Raw genomic sequence first — 23,633 nt, forward strand, 5'->3', positions numbered from 1 at the left:
ATCAAATTGCTGGCTGAGGAATTAGAATCCTATCTCCCCTTCTGGCAACGGTCTGAAACTTTACCCAAATGGGATATCACCATTCTTCCTGCTTGACAGGGGTGTTATTTATTTGCAACCCCCTAAATTCAAACCACTGCCATCACCTAGAACGAAGCCAGCTAACGGTAAAAGTCAGCGGTTGCAGATTTCCTCGAACCCAGCACTAGGATATCCGTCAATCCGCTGCATTTATGGGTGTGCACGCCCGGCATGGATGTGAACTTGTGAGCTGAAAGTTCCTTGGAGGAGAACCAGCATCCAAATGCTCGAAAGTTATTGGAGCCGAGTGATGACAGCTCCTAGCTTAAGGTAAGGGCACCGCCACGGTAGAGATGTGCAATCTCCATCAACCCAGAATCACGAGTCACAATTGGAGTATAGCCAAGTTCCTGCTGTGCTTTACGATCGGTAAATGTCAATTCCTGCCCAATCAACCGCGCCATTGTGCGAGTAATCGGTGGAGTATTTTGACGCCCGGTTATTCGCCAAACCGTTTCCATTAATCCAGCGACATTCCAAGCAATCCATCGAGGAATGCTCAGCTGACCTGGCTTCAATCCAGCAATTTGTAGCAATGTCGTCACCCACTCGCGAAACTGTATAACATCTCCATCACTCAGAAAGTAGGCTTGGCCTCCAGGACTGCGCTCTGCCGATAGAATTGCTCCATGACAAACGTTCATGACATGAGTCGTCATGTACGAATATTTGCCTTGATCAATCCAGATGAATTGCCCAGTCTTTACTGCCGCTGCTAGCTGGGGTAATACAGGATCTCCAGCGCCCCAAATCCACGAGGGACGAACTACAGAAGTTCTGAATCCAGGTCGATTTGCAGCAATGACTCGTTGTTCTGCCATGCTTTTCGTGGCAATGTAGGGGGAAAATTTAGGCTGCTTGAGCGCATATCCCTCTTCTGTCACTCCTGCTAGAGAATAGCTAAAAGTCCTAAAATTCGTTGAGTGCTGTTTGGATGAATTGGCGGAAACAATGCTTCAACAGCACTGCTATTTATTGTTTTCTGAGAGTGACAGAAGAGGGATATAGCAATCCTAAGTGGGTTATGAGAAGCAGCCATACGTGGAAAGTTTTGGAAAATCAAAAGCTTGCTGATGGGTCACGAGCTCAAAGAGGCACTTAACGGCGTTAAACGATTGACATAAGTGGTAGTACTCTCGAATAAATCGCTTGGCCTGCAACCAAATATCTTCAATCGGGTTCTGCTTAGGGTCATTGGGGGCAAACCGGAGACAAGTAATTTTCCAGTCGGACTCATCGAGTCCTTGGTTGAGCGCTTCAAGATACTCTCTCACCTCTTGGGAGCGATGATAGCTGGCTCCATCCCAAACCAAAGCAATCCGACTGTGAGGATATTGACTCAGCAGATACTGGAGAAACGCAATCGTGCCCTCAGAATTACCTGCCACTGCCCTTTGAATCGGGTGTAATTAAAAGTAGCAGGTTAGGTCAAGCTGGATTTTGAGCAAGACTCGCCCAGTAAGAGTGCCAATCCTGGTTTGTCCGCAGCACTCGTAAGGCTAACATTGCCTCAGCCTGTTTAACACTCCACCAACTGCCCGAGCGTTTAAGTCGTTGCTGAATCACATAGCGATGAGCACTTTCAATTTCACCAGAACCAATCGGTAAGTCTGCGGCAATCGCTCCTTTGTAGTCGAGTTGCTCTAAGCGATTAGAGATATAGCGGGAGGCACAACGGACGGGTGCTGTTTTGTCAGGCACCGTGTCTGCTTCCACAAAAGGACGCAATGCTTTGAGTACTGCTGCTACATGGTTGTGTTTGAGTCGCCGCTTTTGCTGCGCTAGCCACGTCTTGGGGCTCTCTGGAGCACAAACGGTGCTGGCCTCGCCTAGATAATCACACAGATGATAGAAATCGAGTAAATAGCGACCGGGTTGAGCGAATCGTTGGGAAATTTGGTCGGCAATCCAGGGAGCACCATCACCGATGCCATGCACAAAGGTTTGTTGTCCTACCCCGGCTCGAATTGCACTGGCAACCAGTTGCTCACCTGCCTCATCAGTTGTTCCCAAGGTCACCCCAAATACCGGATGAGCTTGCTCTGGAGTCCGAGCGAAGGCTAAGCGAGCTTCCTGCCAACCGATTTGGCGAGTGGTGCGACGGTCTACCTCCTGCTTCTCAAGGGTCGTTGTTTGGGTTGTGACAATCGGAATCATGCTCGCGTCCATCTCCACAATCAGACAATCTACCCCATCGTGTTCCGGTATCTCGGTTTTGAGTTGACGACGTTGCAAGTGTAAAACCTGCTCAGCGTGCCGTTGGGTAACCGCTTGGGCAGAACTCACGGGCACGCTAATGCCATGATGTTCTTGCAACTTTGGGGGAATTTGTCCAAACGGCACATCTGCTCCAAAATCAGTAATCACTCGTTGTAACGGCAGTGAATACCCACGACAACTGACTGCTGCGGCTTCACTAAAGGGTCGGGTAATCCCTTTGCCCTTGCCTTGGCTAAACAGTTGCTCTCTCACTTCGATGCGTCCGAAGCGGGTGTACCAATAGAGTCTTTTTTTCGAGTGCGTTGAGCGTAGGGATTGGTGTAAACAAACTCATCCTGTTGTGTCTGATTTTGCCGAGTTGCCCATCCTTGCAAGGCTGCCTGTCCCAGTGGCTGAATTTCTTCAATCACTCGTGGTTCGGCTTCATTGGCTTTGACCAGATTTCCCTCGGCATTCTCCACAACTGACAACAAAGTCTCTATCCTGGCTTTCAGGTCAGGATGACGGTTTAACCGCTCTTCCCAGCTCTCAGACTCGGTTCCAGCACACGCTGAGCTGTCAGTTGATTCTTGGTTCATTGGATGATGCACCTGGCTCGTGAGAAATTTACTAAATCATAGCGATCCCAGCCCTGCAATTTCTGCTGCCACTTTTAATTGCACCCCTTTGAATCAAGCAGCGTCGAGTGTGAATATCCACGGCCCCATAGTATGTCTGCTTGAGTCGTTCGTTGAGCATGGGCACCTCAATGCGTTCGTCCGTTTTGCCCCACACATACCCACACAAGTCGCCCCACAACAGATGGCACTCATCCGCAAAGAAGACCACCAGCGCGCCACAGAGGATCTCACGCCGACGTGCCTTCAACCAGGCAGTAATTTCCTGTTTTTTTCTCTACCAACTCTGGGTCTGTTTGCGGATTGCGCTTTTGCGTTTTCTTCCAGCTAATCCCTGCTTGCTCAAACAGGGTGTAGTAACTTTGCTTGGAGTCAAACACCACCTCATACTCTTGCTCCAGGTACACTTGGAGTTCGGCCAGATTCCAGTAGTTCTTGCGCTTTAACCAGGCGATCGCGGCCTGTCGTTGCTCTGGTTTTAGATACCCGACTGAGCCCGAGTATTTTAGTTTCAACCCAGCGACCCCCGCCTGTTCGTAGCCCTGAGTCCATTTGCTAATGAAGCCTGAACTGACGCTTAAACTCTCACCAATCTCCCGATGCTTATACCCTTGAAGAAACATCTGGACGGCGATCGCTCGCTTGAGTTCACGCGCATCGGGGTTGGAGCGGATGAAGTCAGTCAGGTCGTCTAGCATAAGTCATTGCAGGGATTTTCTAGTTCCTTTTATATTCTCATAACTGGCTTGGGATTGCTATAACCCTCTTTTATCACTCTAAGCAGATGAAAATATGAGCTGTAAGTTCAACTGATGCACGCATGGGCAAAAGAACCGATTCATCTGCTCTGTCAACTGAGCCAGTCCCACTTCTAATGCTGCATTCGGAAATACCGTGAGCCATCGCTTCAGCCCATTGCCGTAAATCAACGGTTGGATGACTAAACGCAGGTTGTTGAGCAAATGCTTCCATCCCCTTGGGTGGTTCCACCACGGATGTTGAGCAAATTGCTGATGGGCCAGAGGACAAGTCTCATTGAACGCATCCGAGAATAAACTGACCATGAGAAACGCACTCATCACTAGTTCCCACCACTTCTCAATCTGCTCGGAATGGGTCATGCGAAAGTCTGCCCAACCCAAGACATCCTTGGCTTGCTTGAGCCCATACTCAATCCAAGTTCTAAAGCCATAAGCGTTACCAATCTCCTCCAGCTTGATGGCGGGGTCAGACACCAGAACGAACGTGGTCGAATTCTTAGGTAAGCTATCCGGGTCTGTCGTCAGCAGCCAATACTGTTTGCGATGTCGCTTGCCGTAAATCACCTCTGCCATATAGCGCACCTCAGTCATGCCATTGCTAAAGGTACGACTGAAGGGTTGCCAAGCCTCTTGATAGACCTCCTGTTCTGGCGGTAACCAAAGGGCATGGTTACTACGAATCGCTAGGACATAGGGCAATTCCAACTCTTCTAGGACATTGACGAAATTGACCTTGCTCTCCCCATACAAGCTATCAGCCAGAACTAGTTCAAAGCGGAATCCCATTGCTTGCAGTTGCCGAATCATCGTGGCGGCTATTTGCGGTTTGCTTTGATACTCATCGCCTGCTTTCAGCCGTTCCTTGGGTTTGTACACCTCAAAGGTCAACGGCAGAATCATCCCCTCCACTAAGCCGTAGGCAGTCACTGCCACAATGCCGTTTTCTCGCTTGCCCAGATTGCCGATATATTGTCGTTTAACATAATCGGTCTGCTTGCCCTGCTTGCGATCGCCCGTTTCATCAATCAGCAGAATCAAGGTTCGTCCCTTGAGGAGCTTGAGGATCAACTCCAAGCGCTGTTGACGCAATTGCGACACTGCCCAAGGAGATTCACTCAAGAAATGATGTAAGTTTTGATGATTGTCTAATCCCACGGCTCTAGCGATCGCTGGAAGCGATTTGCGTTTGACCTCACTGATCAGACCCAAGTGCAGGAATTTGAACGCTTCGTAGCTACGCACCTCCGGGAATATGGCTTGAAAGTGGTGGCAGTATTCATCCACAAATTGAATTGTTGGCCGGATCTCTCTGGAAGTAGGCATCGACGATGGAGCAGAACCAGGGCTGCATCTATTCTAGATATTCCTTGAGAAGAGTGATAAAAGAGGGATAAGATTCATCAATTTGAGAAAGCGACTGACGATCGAACACAGAAGCCGCAGCTCCAATCTGAACAAAGCAGGGGACGTTTGTCACTTGTGCAGCAGCCAATGTACATTCAGTTCCCAGGACATTGGTTTCGTAAAATGCTTTGTATTTCCCCCAAATGCTTAAGAAACCTGCAATGTGGAACACAATACTGCAATCTTGCATTCCTCGGATCATTGCTTGTTCATCGAGCAGATCACCTCGGACTGCTTTAGCCCCGGATTGAATCACTTGCCTTGCTGCTTGCTCTGACCGTGCCAAAGCAAAAACCTCATCACCGCGATCGCAAAGCATCCGAATCATGCAGCGACCGACAAACCCGGAAACACCGGTTACAAAAACTTTCATAATTTTCCTGTGCTGCTTAAATTGTTACCCGTCAGTTTATTGTTAGGGGTGCAATCCGTTTCAGGCCAGCATAGGCTATGGAGTATACTCCTCAGGGGGTAACAAGACGGCTAGAACAACGACTGGAGGCGGAAAGCAGCGTGTAGGCCTTGCTGAAGATAGGGTTGCTTATTGCCACTAAGCTGCATCCAAGATCCTACCCAATGGGTGGCTAAATCCATCCCTCCTAACCAGGCTTGAGCAGACAAACCCACCCAGAAATCGGCGTTGCACAATAGTAGTATGATGCAGCGTTTGGGGTCTCCTGATGCAATGTCCAGACTGTCAATCCACCCACGTCGTCAAGAACGGTCGCCGTCAACAGCAGCAGAACTACTTGTGCCGTCAGTGTTCTCGTCAATTCCTGGATGCTTACCAGCCCAAAGGCTATCCACCCGCCGTCAAGGAACATTGTCTCGTCCTCTATCTCAACGGCATGGGCTTTCGTGCCATTGAGCGAGCTACAGGCGTGTGTCACAACACCGTTATCAATTGGGTCAAACAGGCTCAATCTCTCCTCCCTAACAACGAGAATTACGAGATTCCAGAAACCGCTCAACTCGATGAGCTGCAAACCTTTATTGGCTCTAAAAAAACAAAGTTTGGCTCTGGAGCGCAGTCAATAGCCATCAAGCGGGCATCCTCAAGTGGGTTGTAGGCGACCGCAGTCTCGAGACCTTTCAGCGCTTGTGGTGGGCAATTCGAGGATGGTGCTGCTTTTTGTACATCACCGATGGCTATCCCGTCTATCCCTGCTTGATTGATGAGTGTGATCATCTTGTGAACAAAACTGCCATGACTCGAGTCGAGGGAGAGAACTCTCGCTTACGGCATTACCTAGCTCGCCTGCATCGTCAGAGCTTCTGTTACTCCAAGTCGCAAGAAATGCTGGAAGCTTCTATCTGCTTATTGACCTATTATCTAAAACATTGGAAAGTACTGGTTCCTGTCTAAATCATACTTCTTCTGTGCAACGCCGCATTGCCTGTATGGCTTCAGATTGACTCTATAGAACTCATTTGACATCTTTAGGGGCATGAATTAAGGTACTGGCAACTCTTTAACCCAACAGCCATGCCATATTCCAGCAGTCTCACCGATGAAGAATGGGGCATTCTTGAACCCCTGTTGCCTCGGATATTACCTCAGAAGAAACGAACCCGACCGTCTGATTGGAGTAAACGAGAACTCATCGATGGCCTCCTCTATCAACTCAAGAATGGCTGCAATTGGGAAGACTTACCCAGAGACCTGCCACCGTACTCGACTGTCTATTGGCATTACAAACAGTGGCGAGATGCAGGAGCCATCGAAACTCTCATGGAGACGCTACATGCCCAGGTGCGAGAACGGGTAAAAAAAGCCTAAATGGACTCGCCTCATCATCATTGACTCGCAAGCGGTCAAGAACACCTGTAATGCCAGTGTCGAGTCAAAAGGATTCTGTTTCTACAAAGCGACCAATGGGATTAAGCGGCATCTTGCTGTTGATACGCTAGGATTTCCCTTCTTTACGCACTGTACCCCAGCTAATGTCTCAGATGACGCAGGATTGATTGAGATGCTGAGCTTAAATATCGCTTACTTCAAGTCAAAGCCTGTGAACATTCCAAAGATTACGATCTTGTTAGACCACGGTTATCATGTAGAACATTTAATCGAAGAGTTGGAGAAGGCTTATCCTCAGATAATGACGAAGGTCAGGTTTGAGCTTTGCACCAAGCCCTCCAAGCAGGAGAAGGCTGCACAAGGGAAAGCAGGATTTGTTCCAGCAGTGGCTCGATGGGTAATTGAACGGTCCAATGCTTGGATGGAACGTTGTAAAAGCCTGGTAAAAAACTTTGAGCGAACCTTATCTCATGCTACGACCAAACTCAATCTCTGTTTTGTGAGGCTGATGCTCAAGCGGCTTGCGGCCCCTTCCTGAGATCTCAAATGGGTTCTATAAATAGTCTCTAAGAGTTGTCTTTAGTTAGCAGTTGAATGCTGTAGAACACCTGCCATGATGAGAGCAATCGCTTCCTGGGTGTGCTGTTCAAGCATTGCTGGACTGAGTAAGGGCTGATCTTGAAAAAGGTGTTGCAAGCTGTCCTGTGCCCCGAAGTAGAAAGTACAAACCCCCATGATGTTAACAGCTGTGTGTTGAGGATTCAGAGGGCGAAAAATGCCAGTAGAGATCCCGCGGTCCAGGATGCGGCTCAGCGTTCCGTAAACCAACCTCCCCACATCCATTTCTTTGTAGTATTTGCTCTGATTCTGAATTGTTTCCTGGAAGAGCATTCTGTGGAGATGCGGATGAGCCGATTCCACCAGAAGCACTTGGCGGACAAACTGTTCTAGTGCATCAGCGGGAGGCATTTCCAGGAAATCACCTTGTTCTACTAGAGTTAACAGCCCATTAAATACATTCTCCAGAACTGCCCGATACAACCCTTCTTTGGTTTTGAAGTAGTAGTGAATCATCGCCTTCGTTACGCCAGCCTGCACGGCGATCATCCTTGTACTAGCAGCTTCTAGCCCGTGTCTGGCGAACTCCTCCATAGCCGCATTCAGAATTTCTGTTTTAACTGTGTCTGGATTGCGATCTCCTCTGGATGGGCGACCGACTTTAGAGGATTGAGCCAATGTTCAATTACCCAAACAATACTTAGAAACTTTACTGTACACCAACTAACATGCTTAGTAGACTTAAGGGATCACGGTAGTGCGCTTTGATCAAGGATAGAAGAATTGGGAGCAGCTATCATGGTTTAGTCTTTCATAACCTCTGTATCTCGTATATTTCGCCTCCAGAGACTAATCATGAAGTCTTATCTCCTTAGAAACGGACACGATTCCTAGAGTGAAGAAAGCGGGACATCTTTAGTGGTATCTCCTATAACTCAAGAACGGCTGTAATTGGGAGAACTTGCCGAAAGACTTGCCACAGAACTCGACCGTCTACTGGCACTACAAACAGTGGCAAGATACAGAAGCCATCGAAATTCTCATGTGAACGTTGCATGAACAGGCGCGAGAACAGGTAAAAGGGCCCACGTGGACTCAATTCATTATTGATTCTCAAGTCGTGAAAAGTACCTGTAAGGCGTTGCTAATGCGGTAATGGTATAGCTATCTCAATGCAGGCTTCTGCGTGGAAAAACTATTATTTTTCAACAGCGCCACCTGTAATGCTATCGCGGCATCGAAAAGATTTTGTTTTCGTAAGGCGACGAATGGCTTAAATGCCATCTTGCCATGGACATATCTGGGTTTCCCTTTTTTAGCCATCTCTCAAGAAACACTTTCGATCATAGGAGAGTGGGGCACAACTTCAAAGCCGAGAGACTGAGCTGGTTTCTTCAGGTGTTTAACCAGGTGTTGGTAGTGTTCTAGACCTGTGGACTTGAGATAGACTAGCTTTGCCAATACCAGCAAACGCTCTATGGTTCAAGAACCTGTTTTGTGCCCCACTTGTAACAGCTCTGATGTGGTCAAACATGGCAAATCCCAGGAGGGCAAACAACGCTACAAGTGCCGTAATTCCCAGTGCTCCTGTAGCACCTTCATTCGGCATTATTCCTACCGAGCTTATCTGCCAGAGGTCAAACAACAAATCGCGGACATGGCGGTCAATGGCAGCGGTATTCGGGATACGGCTCGGGTTCTGAAGATTAGTCCAACCACGGTGATTGAGGAGTTAAAAAAAGTCTCGGCACCTGAAGCAGGGTAATCCAGTGTTGCTGGAACAACCATCTCAGTCAAAGCCAATCGAGGTCTTGGTTAAGCAGGTTGATGAAGCAGAGATGGATGAAATGTGGAGTTTTGTGGGCAATAAGAAACAACAACGCTGGCTGTGGCATGCTATTAAATGTCAAGGGGATATGGCTCTTCCAAGCTTTTGGTGAAGCCGAGAGATAGTGAGGAAACTGTAGATCACCCCTTTCAGTGATCTGCCCATGGAATTCCTTCAAGCTCTGTTGCCCAGTACGAGTCTGCTACGTTTGGAAAGCTATGCCATTGAGTCAGGCGATTGCCTCTTGCTGAATCTTTCCTCTACACAAACGGTAGTCCCCTGTCCGCTCTGCGGTGGGCTGACGCACCATATCCATAGTCACTATCAGCGAACGCTAGCTGACCTACCCTGCGTCCATTTCAGGCTGAGACTAATTCTTCAAGTGTGTAAGTTTTTCTGCCCAAACGCTGAGTGTCGTCGTCGCATCTTCACAGAGCGCCTGCATGGAGTGGCTGCCCCATGGGCGAGAAAGACTGTGCGATTGATACAGCGCTTACAGTCAATTGGCTTAGCGCTGGGGGGTGCCGCAGGGGCTCGATTAGGTGATTGCCTGGGTTACGCTGTCTGCGGCAGTACCCTGCTGAACCAGCTTCAGCGACTTTCGCTGCCGAACTTTACAACCCCCAAGGTATTGGGCGTCGATGACTTTGCTTTCCGCAAAGGCCACAATTACGGCACTATCTTGGTTGACCTGGAAACGCATCAACCGATTGCCTTACTGGCAGACCGTAAGGCAGAAAGCTTGGTCGCATGGCTACAGGCCCACCCTGGTATAGAAGTGCTCTCACGCGACCGCTCCAAAACCTACAAAAGTGCGATGACCGTAGGCGCACCTGAGGCCATACAAGTTGCAGATCGCTTTCACTTAGTCAAGAACTTGAGTGAAACCTTAGAGCAAGCTTTTGGGAGCTACCGCAATGAGCTCAAAGCGGCTGAACAATTGCAGCATCAGGCGACTGTCGCAGATACTCTTGAAGCAACCGTTTTGGCTGTTCCCCAGCCAACTGCCACGGAGAAGTCACAGCAACAAATCCGACAGAACCAACAACGAAAAATAGCCCACCAGAAGACGATCAAATCCTTACGAGCACAGGGATGGTCTCAAACCATAATTGCTCAGCATTTAGGCGTTAGCCTCAAGACCATCGAACGCTACAGTCGCTTGCCAGACTTTCCAGAGATACCCGTTCGCCGTCCCACGTTCGGGTGCGGTCTACTCGATCCATACAAGCCACAGCTTTTGCAATGGTGGAACTCAGGTATTAGAGAGCCTAGCATCCTGATGAAATTGCTCAAACCTTGCGGCTTTGAAGGCTCTCTTCGGACCCTACAACGTTACCTTAGGGGACTGCGCAAAGCACAGGATCTACCACCGGTGAGGATTAAGGTTGCTCAGGTGTTGCCTAAAGTCGTTGACCCGCAGTCGCCACCCTTCACCCCAGGTCGAGCCGCCTACTTAGTCGTGCTCAATCCAGAGAATCGTCAGCCAGAAGAGACTGCTCTACTAGAGCGGGTGATGCAGCAGCATCCGAACTTGACGCTGTTGGTTGAGTTGGCCGATGAGTTCTTGCAACTCTTAAGACAACGGCAGGCAGACGCATTCGATGACTGGCTGCTAAAAGCAGCAAGCTGCGCTCTCAAACCTTTGCAAACGTTTGCCAAAGGGTTATTTGATGACTATGCTGCGGTCAAAGCGAGCCTCATGACAGAGTTTAGCAACGGCCCTGTCGAAGGCTTGAACAACAAATTGAAAATGCTGAAGCGGCAGATGTACGGCAGGGCTGGCTTAGAGCTACTCGCTAAGCGCTTCATTATGGCTGCATAACGGCAAGCTCAACGTAGTGCAGAAATCGTTTTCTCGGCTTCACCAAAAGCTCGGAAGAGCCCTATATCAGTGTCGTCTAATAGTGATTGAACGATTGAATGCGTGGATGGAGCGTTGTTAAAGTTTGACGAAGAACTTTGAGCGAACCTTATGCCAAGACCAAATGGATTTTGCTTTGTCAAACCAATGCTAAAGCGGATTACAGCCATTTCTTGAGATCTCAGTTGGGTTGTAGAAAAGTGGGCTATCAGGGTTGACATCAGCGATACTAATCGCTAAATTAACTTAGCAGTTAATTTTCTGACAGCCTTTCTATCTTCCTTTCACTATTCAGATTCTCTATTTACTGTCAGAACCAAAAAATCAACATTTCGTTAAAGGAAGCAACATATACTCTTAACTCTAAGATCTTAACTCTAAGACAGGTTGCAAATTTTGAATATGGAGGCCTGATATTGCGCCAACACCGATGAAGCCAGTTGGCTGGCCTCCTACCTTCCTAGGTAGATGAAATCTTGTGAAAAATGATGGAGGCAGGGATGCCCAAAACATCGGTTCCAGGTAACAGCAGAAACGAATTATACGGAAAGAAACTCACTGGCTTGCCAAGAGGCTTACTAGTGTCTGCTCACCTTGTTGCTGGAACACTTTGGTTTGCTACAAGTTTATGCATGGTTTTTATAACATCGAACAACCTGAAAACTCAGAACGGTGATGCACTCTACGCGATAAACTCGATGGTGAAACTGGTGGATGAGTTTGTCCTCATTCCAGCTGCAATTGCTTCCGTAATAACTGGCACATTACTTTGCAAGCTAACCACCTGGGGATTTTTCAAGTATCACTGGGTTAGCGTCAAGTGGATAGCCACAACTTCACTAATCATCTTCGGCACATTCTGGATTGGTCCTTGGACAAATGCCATGACTGCTATATCTGATACAGAACGGATTAAATCGTTCGCTAACCCTTTGTTCATGTTCAACCTCAAAGGAGTCATCATTGGTGGTGCCATTCAGGCTTCGTGCCTTTTAGCAATCATTGTGATCTCGATTATCAAGCCTTGGGGCAGACGGCAATATGGCTCTAAGAGGAGGCAATAAATTTACTGTTCTAATCTAAGCTCGACTTTATCTGACTTTATCTATTTAGTTGCCAAGATAAGGGCGATCGCCAGTAAAAAGTGGGCGAGGAGATCAGAGGAGGAAATCCTCTTAGGTCTACTTTAGAGCTAAAACCAAGGGGGATGATCGTGGAGATTGTAAACATTGCTAGAGAGGTGTTTGCACAATCCTCAGTTTTTACACCAAGGTACAATTCCCCTGAATTGTTTGAATTAGTTTTGGTAACACGTTATTTGTTTTGCACACATCCACATTCAATGTCTGCCTATAAACCTGCACAAAAATAAAAGGATCTCGTATGAAGAACGGAGAAGAGCAGCTGTCGAGAAAGAAGCTCACTAGCTTGTCCAAATCCTGGTTAGTTTCAGCTCATTTGGCTTCTGGAGCAATTTGGCTTGGTACCGCCTTATGTATGGTCCTCATCGCCCTTAGCAGCCTGAAGACAAACGATGGTAACAAACTTTATGCTTTCAATTCGGCTGTGAAACTGCTAGATGATTTTATTGTTGTTCCAGCAGCGATCTCTTCTGTCCTGACAGGAACACTGCTTTGCTGGCTAACTATCTGGGGATTTTTCAAATTCTACTGGGTCATTGTGAAGTGGATCGGTACCACTGCTCTGATTCTCTTCGGCACATTTTGGCTGAAACCCTGGACGGATGCGATGACGGCAATTGCTGACACAGAGCGGATAAAAGTACTGACTAACCCGCTATTCATGTTTGACATCAAAGGAGCCAGCATTGGTGGAATTATCCAAACGTTGAGTCTGCTTGCTATCATTGCCATCTCGATTATCAAGCCTTGGGGTAGACGAGATGTAGCCTCGAAAAATGGGGTTGTGCCGCAAAAACAGAGTGGACTCTGATAAAGTGAGGAGCTCTATAGGTTTTCTCGATTCTGATGACAACCTCTCATCTGTTTAAGTGGCGTCATTTTCTGCCCGAGATCATCTTACTGAATGTGCGCTGGTACTGCCGCTATGCCCTTTCCTATCGCAACCTGGAGGAGATGATGGCTGAGCCGGGAGTTGAGGTGGTTCTGTCGCAAGAATTTCTAGCGACGAGTGATCTACCCCATTCACATTGCGCTATGCAGCAATTCCAAAGATCGATTCAATAAGTTTCACTTGAGATACACTGTTCCTTCGACTCCGTTCACTTGTCCGTTTCTAATCATATTCATCGCCTCAATTCCACTCAGGGTTCTCCTCCCGCTGTTGGACGATTTGAATGCCATCATCGGTTTCACTACCCTCTTAATTCTCCGATTATCCTGCTCAATGATGTCAGCCACTTTTTTGTAAAGTAGTTTTGAACTAATTCAAAGGAGAATTTAGGCAAATCACCCAATCAGGTGAGGGTTAAAGATTCCGATCAACTGTACATTTGCAGAAGTGAAAAGCTGGTCAAAAAAGAAAACAAAACCAGCCTCAAAGCGACTGAGATCAACTGATTAGTCAATCGTCCTATCATCCAAGTCGTTTCTTACAGGTCTTGAAATCTCTCCCCAAGTAATACCCCCTCCAAAACAGGAGAGCCAAAAAATTCTAATGATGGTGCGGTTTTGTATTAAATATATCAAGCCATCTACAATAGATGTCTGGGCTCAATGTACTATCCATCAACTATAAAATCTCTACTTGAAGAATGATTGATGCTTGACTTTTTTTGACTAAATGTATTCGAAGGTCAAATTTTTGCTTACCTGCTCCCTTTGATTTTTGCTCAAAACACATGAAACACATCGTGTTTCATTAATAATGCTAAGGTCAAATCAGTCTACATTTTGCTATTGAAATTAAAAGAAGTGATGCATGAAGAATACTGGCTAATAGCTTTTAGATATGAATTCAGTAGATGAAAAGTAATAAAAGGTGAGTAGATGGTATGACAATGCTTGAGATGCGACACATTCAATAATATTTAGGTTCCTTGATTGAATAAGTACCCATAGCAAGATGCCGTTGTAACCAGTTCCTCTAGAGCTGAATTGCGTATCCTAATTTGATCAATTGATTTGCTTAAATGACTTCCCTAAAGCAGTTTGAGAGGAATTCCTAATGATTTCTGATCCCTATTGCTACACAACCAAGGGTGGAGTTTGTATAACTCGCTCTGTCACTGAAACTTCGTTGGAAAATGCGATCGAGGAGATCTTATTACGAATTGACTCTCAGCGTGGAGGATTGCTGACAAGCAGCTATGAATATCCAGGGCGATACAAGAGATGGGCGATAGGTTTTGTGAATCCACCTCTGGAACTCATCACCCGTGACAACTCTTTCACACTGAAAGCCCATAATCAGCGAGGCATGGTGCTGCTGACCTATCTGGCAGAGCTCCTATGCCAACAATCGCAGCTTCAAGCAGTCCATTGGGAAAGCGATCGCATCACTGGCTCTGTTCGAACCACAGAATGTTGCTTTTCTGAGGAAGAGCGGAGCAAGCAACCTTCTGTTTTTGCGATCGTTCGTGAGATTCTACATGCCTTCAGTAGCTCTGAAGATGACCACTTGGGCCTCTATGGTGCATTTGGCTATGACCTGGTTTTTCAGTTTGAGTCAATGCCAAAGTTGCTTGAGCGTTCTGTGGAACAACGAGATCTGTCGCTGTATCTACCTGACGAACTGATAGTGGCTGACTACCACCGACAATGCGCCTTCCGTTTGCAGTATGAGTTTGAAACCAATTACGGTAGCACTAAGGGACTGCCCAAGAGTGGTGAAGTGATTGATTATAAAGGTAAGTGTCTTACTCCTGCTCAAGCCTCTGACCACGGTCCTGATGAGTATGCAGGTCAAGTTCACAAAGCGCTTGATTACTTCCGTCGGGGCGACTTATTTGAGGTAGTTCCCAGTCAAAGCTTCTTTAAAGCCTGCGAAAACTCCCCAGCAGAATTGTTCCGGACGCTACAACAGATTAATCCCAGCCCCTACGGATTTATTTTTAATTTGGGTAATGAGTATCTGATCGGTGCATCTCCAGAAATGTTTGTGCGCGTAGAAGGCAAGCGGGTTGAAACTTGCCCGATCAGCGGCACTATCAAGCGGGGAAAAGATGCGATCGATGATGCCGCTCAAATCCTTCAGCTTCTCAACTCACGCAAAGATGAAGCTGAGTTGACCATGTGTACTGATGTCGATCGCAATGACAAATCGCGGATCTGTAAACCGGGGTCAGTCCGAGTCATTGGTCGTCGTCAAATTGAGTTGTACAGTCATTTAATTCATACAGTAGATCACGTCGAAGGCATACTGCGGCCCGAATTTGATGCCTTAGATGCCTTTCTCACCCATCTCTGGGCGGTGACTGTGACCGGCGCACCAAAACGGGCAGCCATGCAGTTTATCGAGCAGCACGAACGTAGCCCTCGGCGTTGGTATGGGGGAGCGGTCGGATACCTAACCTTCAAAGGCGATTTGAACACCGGGTTAATCCTGCGAACCATTCAGCTCAAGGACGCGATCGCAGAAGTGCGAGTGGGAGCGACCGTTCTGTATGACTCAGTTCCAGAAGCCGAAGCTCAGGAGACTCTCACCAAAGCCGCTGCCTTGTTTCAGACACTTTACCAAGCAAAGCAGAAAAGTATCGATGGCTCAAATAGCTCAAGTCTCAAGCATCCCCAAGCGAGTATTGACCAAAGCAAGCACGTCTTACTCATTGATTATGAAGACTCATTTGTCCATACACTCGCCAACTATATCCGCCAAACGGGTGCCACTGTTACAACATTACGTCATGGCTTTCCCGAATCAGTCTTCGATACGGAATGCCCCGATCTGGTTGTCTTATCCCCTGGGCCTGGTAGACCGAGTGACTTCCATGTAGCAGAGACAATCGCAGCTTGCACCAGTCGGCAAATTCCTATCTTTGGCGTTTGTTTAGGATTACAGGCAATTGTCGAAGCTTTCGGTGGAGAACTAGGAGTTCTGCACTATCCCCAGCATGGCAAAGCATCTCATGTTTCGGTGATTGCTCCAGAATCTGCCATGTTCAAGGACTTACCGCCATCATTTGAGGTTGGCAGATACCACTCGTTGTTTGCTCTACCTGAGAGCCTGCCCCCAACATTCAAAGTTACAGCCATCTCAGAGGATGGTGTCATTATGGCGATCGAACATCACACCCTGCCAATCGCTGCCGCTCAGTTCCATCCAGAATCGATCATGAGTTTGGCGGGAGAAGTGGGTCTGGCGATTATTAAGAACGTGGTTCGTACCTACGCAAAAACAGAACCCTCCTTGGTTTTTGTATCTAAGTAATCAATTTGATCTTGTGACTCAAGCCCCCCATGCAAATTCGTCACCATCAATCCACCCAATTCCCGACTATCCCTGAAATCAACAGCCATGTTGCATCTCAGTCGGCCAGACCGCGTCATATTCTTGAAGAGATTGTGTGGCATAAACAACAAGAAGTTGCACAAATGCAGCAACAAGTCTCTCTCGCAGATCTCCAAAGTCAAGTGAATGCTGCCCCTCCCCTACGAGATTTCCTGAGCAGTTTGCGGCAGAGTCCCATCAAACCCAGCTTGATTGCAGAGGTTAAAAAAGCCTCACCCAGTAGAGGAGTTATCCGTGCTGACTTCAACCCGATTCAGATTGCCCAAGCCTACGAGCGAGGCGGTGCAGCCTGTCTCTCAGTGCTCACTGATCAGAAGTTTTTCCAAGGTAGTTTTGATAATCTACGTGCAATTAGACAGAGTGTAGGCCTGCCGCTACTGTGCAAGGAGTTTATTATTGACTCCTACCAAATCTATCTAGCGCGAGTCGTTGGGGCAGATGCTGTGCTGCTGATTGCCGCCATTCTCTCTGACAGGAAGCTGCAAGAGTTTCTGCAAATTACCCATAGTTTAGGCATGAATGCACTAGTAGAGGTGCATACCCTGACAGAGCTTGACCGAGTGCTGGCGCTTTCTAATCTGCGCTTAGTGGGAATCAACAACCGCAATCTGGAGAACTTCACGGTCGATCTAGGAGCGACACTACAACTGATGTCAGAGCGGCAGGAACAGTTGCACAGCTTGGATATAACAGTTGTGAGTGAGTCTGGACTGCACACCTCTGCTGATTTAGCGGTTGTCACCAAAGCAGGTGCCCATGCAGTTCTGATTGGAGAGTCTTTAGTCCAACAAACTGATATAGAACAGGCCGTGGTCAATCTATTGTGCCCTAATTCTCTCTCCCCTCAGTCAGCAGAATCAGCGTCCTAACCTCATGCAGCCGCCACCTGATACCTGTGGCATCAACAATACAAGGATGAGGAATATTCTACAATGTTCAGCACAAGCGATATTCACGCTGCTGCTCAATCTGATATCCAGCGACCTGATAAGCTCGGTCGATTTGGACGGTTTGGCGGTAAGTATGTCCCTGAAACTTTAATGCCTGCTCTCAGTGAGCTAGAGACAGCATTTGAGCAATACCGCACTGAGCCGAGCTTCCAACAGGAACTGCAAAGTTTGCTACAGGATTATGTCGGTCGGCCCAGTCCTTTATATTTCGCTGAGCGTCTAACGGCTCACTATGCCAGACCCGATGGCGTTGGCCCCCAAATTTACCTGAAGCGTGAGGACTTAAATCATACTGGTGCTCACAAGATTAACAATGCTCTAGCTCAGGTACTGTTAGCCAAACGCATGGGCAAGCGGTGCATTATTGCTGAAACGGGAGCTGGTCAACATGGTGTGGCTACAGCAACAGTATGTGCCCGTTTTGGTTTACAGTGCGTTATCTACATGGGTATCCAAGACATGGAGCGGCAGTCGCTCAATGTATTTCGGATGAGGTTGATGGGAGCGGACGTGCGTCCAGTAGAAGCAGGCACAGGAACCCTGAAGGATGCCACTTCAGAAGCAATTCGAGACTGGGTGACTCACGTGGAAACGACTCATTATATCCTGGGTTCAGTCGCGGGACCGCATCCCTACCCAAGGATGGTGCGCGACTTCCAGGCGGTGATTGGAGAGGAAACCCGCGCCCAATGTCAGAAAAAATGGGGTGGGCTACCAGATATCCTTCTGGCTTGTGTGGGTGGAGGCTCTAACGCGATCGGACTTTTCCATGAGTTTGTGGAGGAACCAACCGTGCGGCTGATTGGCATTGAAGCAGCAGGTGAAGGTGTTGACTCCGAAAAGCATGCTGCCACCCTCATGCGGGGCCGAGTCGGAGTTTTGCATGGTGCCATGAGCTACTTACTCCAAAATGAAGATGGTCAGGTGGTGGAAGCCCATTCGATTAGCGCTGGACTCGACTATCCCGGCGTTGGCCCTGAGCATAGCTATTTCAAAGAAAGTGGGCGGGCTGAATACTACAGCGTGACGGACCAGCAGGCTTTAGCAGGATTTCAGCGACTGTCTCAACTAGAAGGAATTATTCCTGCCCTGGAAACGGCTCACGCGATCGCCTATCTCGATATTCTTTGTCCACAGCTCACGAGTAGTCCCCGGATCGTGATCAACTGTTCAGGCCGTGGTGATAAGGATGTGCAAACCGTCGTCCAATTGTTGAACCCTGCTTGAGTTCGGCTTTGCCAAAGATTGCGGAGTATTCGAAAAATGGATATCAAAATCATGCTGGATAAGTGCAAACTCGCCAATCAGCCACCAGGCAAGCGCGTCACGATTCTAGGAGCTGGCATTGCAGGATTAGTAGCGGCTTACGAGCTGGAGCGCCTGGGCCACCAAGTGGATATTGTGGAGGGCAGCCCGCGCATTGGAGGCCGCGTCTGGACTCATCGCTTTGGTCAGGGTTCTGGCGCTTCCTACGGAGAACTGGGGGCGATGCGTATCCCCAGCGAGCACAAGCATACCCTGCATTACATCTATGAAATGGGGCTACGTGACAAGCTGTGCAAGTTTGTCACGGTATTCGAGGAAAACAACGCTCTGATGCATATTCAGGGAAAAGTTTTTCGTCTGAAAGATGCACCTTGGATACTCCAGGAGCGCTACCAAGGCATTTTTAAGGATACGCGCTACAGTCAGAACACTCGGCTATTTGCTGCATGGATCAAGACAATTGTGGATGCCATCGCTCCTGGCAATCTGCGGGCCAGTCTAAACCATGACCTCAACTCACACTTAATGGATGAGCTCGAGAGGTTGGATTTAGAGTCATATTTCAGTGAAGATGGCGAAACCATCGACCTCCACGGGTTCGTTAAGGCAAACCCAAGTTTCCGGGCTCGGTGCAGCAAGTCGCTCGACATGTTCTTCCACGACATTTTGACCGAAACGAGCCATGATCTGTTACAGCTTGAAGGCGGGATGGATCAGCTCAGCGATCGCCTGAGTGCAGCAGTGCAGGGACCGATCCATTGTAACCAGGAAGTAGTAGCCCTGCGTGTCCATGAGGATAACGTTGAAGTGTCCTGGTTGGAGGGAGAGCAACTGCATACACGGGATTGCGACTATGTGTTGTGTACGATTCCGTTCTCGATATTACGCAAGATCGAGTTGAGCGGCTTTGACGACAACAAACTGGCTGCAATTCACAACACGGTCTATTGCCCAGCCACCAAGGTTTTATTTCACTGCGCCCAGCCTTTTTGGCAGGAGAATGGGATTGGTGGTGGAGCTTCCTTTAGCGATCAAGGTATCCGTCAAATCTACTACCCGTCAGTTAAGAGCAACTCCTCACAGGGAAGTACCCTGCTAGCTAGCTATACCATCGGCGACGATGCAGAACATCTAGGGATCATGTCTGAGTCAGAGCGTCACGCCTATGTTAAGAACGCTGTGAGTAAGCTGCACCCTGAGATTGAGACACCTGGCATGCTTGTGGACATGGCAACGATCGCTTGGGGGCATTACAAGTGGAGTGCTGCCGGATGCACCATCCATTGGGATGAGAATAGGTGTAATTATTTAGAAGCTTCCAGACCCCATGACAGGCTTTTCTTCGCGGGTGAGCATTGCTCTAGATTTCCAGCCTGGCTTCAAGGTTCGATTGAGTCAGCACTGGAGGCAGTCTACGATATTGCGTCCTACAAACCGAAAATAGAGTCGGCGAGAAAGCTCCCTGTTATACCTATGGAGATCGCCAAGACTACTGCCCCTTCTTTCATCAGAGACACAACAGTCACAGAGCTTACGCGGGTTGAGACGAAAGCGATTATTGAAGAGGTTTTAATATGAGCATCTTGAATTTTCCCTACATATATTTTCAGGGATATAACCGCACCCATGCTCCTACAGGACACAAAAACGGAGTCGTGGATCTGAGCACTAACACTGTATACCTGAATGGCGATCGCGTAGCCTGTTCAAAGGACTCTCGCTTGGACCATCGCTGTTCTGTATCCGAACATCACGAATCCCTCTACCGTACTGGACCTCGCTTTAACGCCGAAGGGCAATGGGACGAGAATGGTCTGTTCAGCATTGTAAACCACATCTAGCATTAATAGTCTTCTAGGAGATATATCCAAAATTCTGTTGTTATAGGGATCACAAATAGTTAATGAAGAAGTGCGGTTTTTTGCCCCTATACAAGGGTTTCACTTTTGTACCCTGCTCAAGAATCAAAAAGGATTGCTATAGCTTTAAAAACTTTGATTAAACTCAACCAATTTTGAGACTTTAAGTAAAGGTAATCATGAAAATTGAGCCGATTGAAAAAAATGAGCGCTTTAGCTGGTTGCACAGATCTCAAACCTTCTTAGGAAAAACTCAAATTGAAGAATATAGGCGACGATACCTTTGGCATGGTTTCTTCCTCTTTTTTCTAGGATGTATCATTCCTTGCTCTATCAATATTTATACCAACCCGCGTGCAGCGCTCTCTGCTCATTCGCTCGGACTTATGTTAGGAACTTTCTTCATTAGTTTGGGTGTAGCAGTTCCTTACATCCAGTTTTCTAGGTGGTCTGCTAAAGTAACGTTATGGTTGCTAGTTGTGAGTGCATATATTGGTCTTTCTATCCAATTTATGGCAGCAACCTTTGGTCTAACAAGAAGCTTTTTAATCACCGCAAAAGGATTTCCTGGTGGACCTTTTTGGATGGAGGTAAGCGTTGATATAGCTGCCAAGCTGATCAGTGTGTTTACCCTCTTAGCCTGTGTCATCATACTTTTCGGTTTAAGACGAACCAACGCTGACTCATTGTCAGCATCATCCGAAAACTAAGTTCATAGATGCTCGTGCGACGGAACTGTGGTGAATGCTGAGGTATCTGAGCAGCTAAACACAGGTGTAGGGTGCGCTTTTAAGAAGCAAACTAATAAACTCAAAAATGTTGCTCTGCTAGCAAAAGCCAGAAAATTCATTTTTGCCTACATAAAGAAGATAAAAACTTTGCTGAATTTATAAGGTTTTATCGAACAGGAATTGGAAGTATATCCACTCTATCAATAGCATAATAACTGCTTGTAGAATTACAATTTCTTACGTATTTAGTACTGCTATAGAACAAGTGGAATCCTAACTGAGCAAGGCTGACAGGTAATTGTCATGATCCAGACAAAGAATCAAGATAATATGACAGATGTGCTGATAGTAGGTGCTGGGCCAACTGGCTTAACGCTTGCTGCAGACTTACTACGACTGGGTGTACAATTCCGGATTTTGGAAGCAAAGACTGAGCCTGAAAAATTTTCAAAAGCTTGTAATTTATGGCCGCGCACGCAGGAGGTCTTTGCAGCAATCGGTGTTCTTGATCGACTGCTTGCTGAAAGCTTACCAATCCGAAAGGCTACACTCTATGCCTACGGCACACTTATGGGTACTATATCAATCGACAATCATCCCAGTCCTTACGGCACACCCGTGCTAATCGGTCAGAACCAGATCGAGCGGATTCTATCAGATTATCTAGTGCAAAGCGGGCAACCAATCGAGCGCGGAGTCAAAGTCGTTAATTTACACCAGAAGGTAGATTATGTTGAAGCAACAGTTGAGAGAGATGGCACCTGCGAGATAGTGCGTTGCCGTTTTCTCGTTGGCTGTGATGGTAACAGAAGTAAGGTTCGGGATCTGATCGGATTGAGCATTCAGCCGGAACACATTCAAAAGCGGTTTATTAGACAAATGGATGCACGGGTTCGCTGGAGCCGTCCTGTATATCCAGATCAGATATGGTTTTTCCTTTTCAATACCGGTTACCTTGGTGTCTTGCCCCTGCCAGGAGGATACCACCGCTTTTGGATCATTGAGGATGAAGAAGGTGTTCCTGAACGCCACCCAACCCTTGAAGAGATGCAGGCAGCAATCCAAAGAGTTACTGGAGATGCACAAGTTGAACTACACGATCCCATCTGGTTAAGTCATGGACGACTTCATTATGGCATTGGCTCTGCCTTGCAAAAGGATCGGGTGTTTCTTGCAGGTGATGCTGGTCATATTCCCTTGCCAATCAGTGGCAAAGGGATGAATACTGGTATGCAGGATGCTTTTAACCTTGGTTGGAAGCTAGCAGCAACATTGCGAGAGCAAGTGAATCCAATCGTTCTCGACAGCTATTCTGTTGAGCGACATAGAGTACGGAAAGATCTATATAATACTCAAGTTACTGGCTTTCGTTGGCTCACCAAGCCGAGTACGATACAGCAGCATGTCGTGAGCCAGTTAGGCTCGGCCTGGATTAACTGTGGGATAGGCGAGTACTTAATTAGACGGCGCTTGGCACAGCTAGATATAGCTTATCCGAATAGTCTTCTCAGCAAAGACAATCTCGGTAACAAGGTTGTTCGTGCAGGCGATCGTGCACCTGACGCCAGAGTGGTTGTAGTACCAGATCTACATACCATCACACTGTTTAAATTGATTTACAACGACCTCAACTGGACACTTTTACTCTTCGATGGCGCTGAAGGAAAGAAGACTCTGGAACAACTACGCACCATCGCAACAGCGTTTGTCAAGGAGTTCGTGACAATCCATGTTTGGCTGGTCATAGCAGCACCTGATGTGCTGAAGGATATAACAGACAGCCCAATGTTACTTGACTTCGACCGCTTTGCACATAAGGCATTTGACCTTAGCAAACCGTCACTCGTGCTAATTAGACCTGATGGTCATGTTGCCTTCTGCTCTTCTGTAAACAACTACGAAACATTGCACTCTTATGCGCGGTGCGTGTTCAAGGTACAGCATAATTCTGCTAATAAGGTTTTAGAGGGAGCCTGTGAAAGTCTGATACTGACGGAGTGATAGGTTTCTCCAATGGTGACGCAAAAACTTGCCTCTCAGATTGAGAGATTCAGCCCGTTTTCAGCTAAATTTATCGCCGATCATTACACGTTCTACAGGCGCTACAGAGAGGATATTTCAAAGCCAGATGATTGTAAGCTCAAGTCAACTGATACCTACATCGAAGAAGCGTTTAGTCATATCAGAAAATATAAAGGAAGTGAGAGTTTTGGTTGCCAGTGAATAATTCTTTAATCAAACAAAAAAATTTCTGAAATACAAT

At 47.4% G+C, this 23,633-nt stretch carries 23 protein-coding genes and 3 pseudogenes; 17 read left to right on the plus strand and 9 right to left on the minus strand.

The annotated features are described in order from the left end of the window. Nucleotides 1-341 precede the first annotated feature (341 nt). The 7 genes and pseudogenes from KME12_24720 to KME12_24750 all read right to left on the minus strand — a co-directional run bounded on the left by KME12_24720 (nt 342) and on the right by KME12_24750 (nt 5,456). Nucleotides 342-965, minus strand: a complete 624-nt coding sequence (locus KME12_24720; GenBank protein MBW4490981.1) for a hypothetical protein — start codon at nt 963-965, stop codon at nt 342-344. Between the two features lie 138 nt (nt 966-1,103). Continuing rightward, nucleotides 1,104-1,469 carry a transposase gene (locus tag KME12_24725; GenBank protein MBW4490982.1) on the minus strand — a complete coding sequence of 122 codons (366 nt, stop codon included), beginning with the start codon at nt 1,467-1,469 and terminating at the stop codon, nt 1,104-1,106. Between the two features lie 40 nt (nt 1,470-1,509). Then, nucleotides 1,510-2,795: pseudogene (locus KME12_24730) on the minus strand (ISKra4 family transposase). A gap of 115 nt (nt 2,796-2,910) precedes the next feature. Then, the gene (locus tag KME12_24735; GenBank protein MBW4490983.1) at nt 2,911-3,168 is read right to left on the minus strand and encodes a transposase; all 258 of its coding nucleotides are present in this window, start codon (nt 3,166-3,168) and stop codon (nt 2,911-2,913) included. Then, nucleotides 3,149-3,616, minus strand: coding sequence for a winged helix-turn-helix domain-containing protein (locus KME12_24740; GenBank protein MBW4490984.1), 468 nt, complete (start codon nt 3,614-3,616; stop codon nt 3,149-3,151). The genes KME12_24735 and KME12_24740 overlap by 20 nt, the downstream gene beginning before the upstream one ends. Before the next feature lie 78 nt (nt 3,617-3,694). Continuing rightward, nucleotides 3,695-5,002, minus strand: coding sequence for an IS701 family transposase (locus tag KME12_24745; GenBank protein ID MBW4490985.1), 1,308 nt, complete (start codon nt 5,000-5,002; stop codon nt 3,695-3,697). Nucleotides 5,003-5,030: 28 nt separating this feature from the next. After that, nucleotides 5,031-5,456 carry an NAD-dependent epimerase/dehydratase family protein gene (locus tag KME12_24750; GenBank protein MBW4490986.1) on the minus strand — a complete coding sequence of 142 codons (426 nt, stop codon included), beginning with the start codon at nt 5,454-5,456 and terminating at the stop codon, nt 5,031-5,033. 307 nt (nt 5,457-5,763) lie between these two features. On the opposite strand from KME12_24750, the gene KME12_24755 reads away from it, so the two are divergent. The 3 genes from KME12_24755 (at nt 5,764) to KME12_24765 (ending at nt 7,422) form a co-directional block, all read left to right on the plus strand. After that, nucleotides 5,764-6,449, plus strand: a protein-coding gene (locus KME12_24755) for an IS1 family transposase (protein ID MBW4490987.1) whose coding sequence is annotated in 2 segments (ribosomal slippage) — nt 5,764-6,088 and nt 6,088-6,449 — 687 coding nt in all. Because the reading frame shifts where the segments join, the coding sequence is not laid out codon by codon here. A 120-nt stretch (nt 6,450-6,569) separates the two neighbouring features. Continuing rightward, a complete protein-coding gene (locus tag KME12_24760) occupies nt 6,570-6,863 on the plus strand; it encodes a transposase (GenBank protein MBW4490988.1) in 294 nt (97 codons plus the stop codon). Between the two features lie 16 nt (nt 6,864-6,879). Then, nucleotides 6,880-7,422, plus strand: a complete 543-nt coding sequence (locus KME12_24765; GenBank protein ID MBW4490989.1) for a transposase — start codon at nt 6,880-6,882, stop codon at nt 7,420-7,422. Nucleotides 7,423-7,463: 41 nt separating this feature from the next. Here the strand turns inward: KME12_24765 and KME12_24770 are convergent, their stop codons facing one another. Continuing rightward, nucleotides 7,464-8,120 (minus strand): TetR family transcriptional regulator, encoded by a 657-nt coding sequence (locus KME12_24770; protein MBW4490990.1) that lies wholly within the window; start codon nt 8,118-8,120, stop codon nt 7,464-7,466. A gap of 283 nt (nt 8,121-8,403) precedes the next feature. Between KME12_24770 and KME12_24775 the strand changes: the two genes are divergently transcribed. The 6 genes and pseudogenes from KME12_24775 (at nt 8,404) to KME12_24800 (ending at nt 13,257) form a co-directional block, all read left to right on the plus strand. Continuing rightward, on the plus strand, nt 8,404-8,490 hold the full coding sequence (locus KME12_24775; GenBank protein MBW4490991.1) for a hypothetical protein: 87 nt from the start codon (nt 8,404-8,406) through the stop codon (nt 8,488-8,490). A gap of 429 nt (nt 8,491-8,919) precedes the next feature. Further along, nucleotides 8,920-9,343, plus strand: a pseudogene (locus KME12_24780) (IS1 family transposase). Between the two features lie 90 nt (nt 9,344-9,433). Continuing rightward, nucleotides 9,434-11,095: an ISL3 family transposase gene (locus KME12_24785; protein MBW4490992.1), complete on the plus strand. Its 1,662-nt coding sequence runs from the start codon at nt 9,434-9,436 to the stop codon at nt 11,093-11,095. 539 nt (nt 11,096-11,634) lie between these two features. Then, a complete protein-coding gene (locus KME12_24790) occupies nt 11,635-12,198 on the plus strand; it encodes a hypothetical protein (protein MBW4490993.1) in 564 nt (187 codons plus the stop codon). Nucleotides 12,199-12,517: 319 nt separating this feature from the next. Next, nucleotides 12,518-13,087, plus strand: a complete 570-nt coding sequence (locus tag KME12_24795) for a hypothetical protein (protein ID MBW4490994.1) — start codon at nt 12,518-12,520, stop codon at nt 13,085-13,087. A gap of 35 nt (nt 13,088-13,122) precedes the next feature. Next, a pseudogene (locus tag KME12_24800) lies at nt 13,123-13,257 on the plus strand (IS6 family transposase). 87 nt (nt 13,258-13,344) lie between these two features. Here the strand turns inward: KME12_24800 and KME12_24805 are convergent. Continuing rightward, a complete protein-coding gene (locus KME12_24805) occupies nt 13,345-13,515 on the minus strand; it encodes a DDE-type integrase/transposase/recombinase (GenBank protein MBW4490995.1) in 171 nt (56 codons plus the stop codon). Nucleotides 13,516-14,281: 766 nt separating this feature from the next. Here KME12_24805 and KME12_24810 point away from each other — a divergent pair. From KME12_24810 to KME12_24845, 8 genes are all read left to right on the plus strand, one after another. Beyond that, entirely contained in the window at nt 14,282-16,483 is a 2,202-nt protein-coding gene (locus KME12_24810; GenBank protein ID MBW4490996.1) for an anthranilate synthase, read from the plus strand. Nucleotides 16,484-16,512: 29 nt separating this feature from the next. Further along, on the plus strand, nt 16,513-17,433 hold the full coding sequence (trpC, locus tag KME12_24815; GenBank protein MBW4490997.1) for an indole-3-glycerol phosphate synthase TrpC: 921 nt from the start codon (nt 16,513-16,515) through the stop codon (nt 17,431-17,433). Between the two features lie 63 nt (nt 17,434-17,496). Next, on the plus strand, nt 17,497-18,741 hold the full coding sequence (gene trpB / locus KME12_24820; protein MBW4490998.1) for a tryptophan synthase subunit beta: 1,245 nt from the start codon (nt 17,497-17,499) through the stop codon (nt 18,739-18,741). Between the two features lie 36 nt (nt 18,742-18,777). Further along, nucleotides 18,778-20,358, plus strand: a complete 1,581-nt coding sequence (locus KME12_24825) for an FAD-dependent oxidoreductase (protein MBW4490999.1) — start codon at nt 18,778-18,780, stop codon at nt 20,356-20,358. Next, on the plus strand, nt 20,355-20,621 hold the full coding sequence (locus KME12_24830) for a hypothetical protein (protein ID MBW4491000.1): 267 nt from the start codon (nt 20,355-20,357) through the stop codon (nt 20,619-20,621). The genes KME12_24825 and KME12_24830 overlap by 4 nt, the downstream gene beginning before the upstream one ends. 197 nt (nt 20,622-20,818) lie before the next feature. After that, nucleotides 20,819-21,349, plus strand: a complete 531-nt coding sequence (locus KME12_24835; GenBank protein ID MBW4491001.1) for a hypothetical protein — start codon at nt 20,819-20,821, stop codon at nt 21,347-21,349. Between the two features lie 324 nt (nt 21,350-21,673). Next, entirely contained in the window at nt 21,674-23,371 is a 1,698-nt protein-coding gene (locus tag KME12_24840) for an FAD-dependent monooxygenase (protein MBW4491002.1), read from the plus strand. Nucleotides 23,372-23,383: 12 nt separating this feature from the next. Continuing rightward, nucleotides 23,384-23,593 (plus strand): hypothetical protein, encoded by a 210-nt coding sequence (locus KME12_24845; GenBank protein ID MBW4491003.1) that lies wholly within the window; start codon nt 23,384-23,386, stop codon nt 23,591-23,593. Nucleotides 23,594-23,633: the final 40 nt, after the last annotated feature.

Source organism: Trichocoleus desertorum ATA4-8-CV12, assembly GCA_019358975.1.
Taxonomy (GTDB): Bacteria; Cyanobacteriota; Cyanobacteriia; order FACHB-46; family FACHB-46; genus Trichocoleus; species Trichocoleus desertorum_A.